This is a genomic window from Mycobacterium sp. E2238 (assembly GCF_001672665.1).
Classification (GTDB): Bacteria; Actinomycetota; Actinomycetes; order Mycobacteriales; family Mycobacteriaceae; genus Mycobacterium.
Genome location: NZ_LZKF01000066.1, coordinates 1 through 1,453 on the forward strand (window position 1 = coordinate 1; position 1,453 = coordinate 1,453).

Here is a 1,453-nt window from a genome sequence, read left to right on the forward strand (position 1 = left end):
CCGGCCCCAAATCGCAAGCACCACGGCACAATTGGGCCGCGGCCGCGGCCGGTGAGGTTTCCCACGTGGTGGTGGGCGGGGCCATCGATGCCGCCATCGACACCGCGAAGGGATCGATGGCCGGGCCGGTGGAGGAGTACGCCGACCAGGCCGCCAACGCCTCGCTGGTGGCCGCGGCGGGTGCGCTGCTGGCCGGCGGCGGCACCGAGGACGCGGCCGGCGCGCTGCTGGCCGGCGTGCCGCGGGCCGCGCACACGGGCCGGCAGTCGTTCGCCGCCGTTCTGGGCCGCGGATTGGCCAACGCCGGGCAGCTGTTTCTAGACCCGGGCGCCTTGCGGCGGCTGGACCGGGTCAAGGTGGTCGTGGTCGACGGCGCCGCGCTGCGTGGCGACAACCGCGCCGTGCTGCAGGCGCGCGGCGACGTACCCGGGTGGGACGAGGACCGCGTCTACGAGGTCGCCGACGCGCTGCTGCACGGTGAGGAAGCCCCCGATCCGGACCCGGACGAGTTGCCCGCCACCGGCGCCCGGTTGCGGTGGGTCCGGGCGCAAGGGTCGTCGGCGACGCCGGCGCAGGGCCTCGAACATGCCGATCTGGTGGTCGACGGCGAGCGCGTCGGCAGCGTCGACGTCGGGTGGGAAGTCGACCCGTTCGCCATTCCGCTGCTGCAGATCGCACACCGGACCGGCGCCCGGGTGGTGTTACGCCACGTCGCCGGCACCGAGGACCTGACCGCCAGCGTCGCCGTGAGCCACCCGCCGGGCACGCCGCTGCTGCAGTTGGTGCGCGACCTGCGCACGGATCGCGGGCCCGTGCTGCTCATCACCGCGCTTCACCGCGACTTCGCGTCCACCGACACGTTGGCCGCGCTGGCCATCGCCGACGTCGGGGTGGCGCTCGACGACCCGCAGGCGGCGACGCCGTGGACGGCGGACATCATCACCGGCACGGACCTCGCCGCCGCGGTGCGCATCCTGTCGGCGCTGCCGGTGGCCCGGGCGGCGACCGAATCGGCGGTGCGCCTCGCGAAGGGCGGCAGCACGCTCGCGGGGCTGCTGTTGGTCACCGGCGACCCGCGCACGCTGAGCCCCTTCGCCGTGCAGCGCTGGCTCAACCCGGTCAACGCCGCCGCCGCGGCCGCGCTGATGCAGGGCACCTTCGCGGCCTCCCGGGTGCTTCGGCTGCCCGACCCGACACCGCAGCCGCTGACCGCGTGGCACGCCCTCGACCCGGAGATCGTCTATGCCCGGCTGGCCAGCCGCACGCGGCCCCTGGCGGTCGAACCGGGCACCGCGCCCTGGCGCCAACTCCTCGACGACCTGTCCTACAACCCGCTGGTCGCGCCGCTGCGCGGGCCGGCCAGCCGGGTGGGGCGGCTGCTGACCGCGACGCGGGCCGAGTTGTCGGATCCGCTGACGCCGATCCTGGCCGTGGGGGCGGCGGCCTCGGCGAT

General features: G+C 75.6%; 1 pseudogene. It reads left to right on the plus strand.

Annotation, left to right across the window (positions count from 1 at the left end):
• Positions 1–1,453 (plus strand): annotated as a pseudogene (locus A5711_RS05440) (cation-translocating P-type ATPase); the annotation flags it as partial.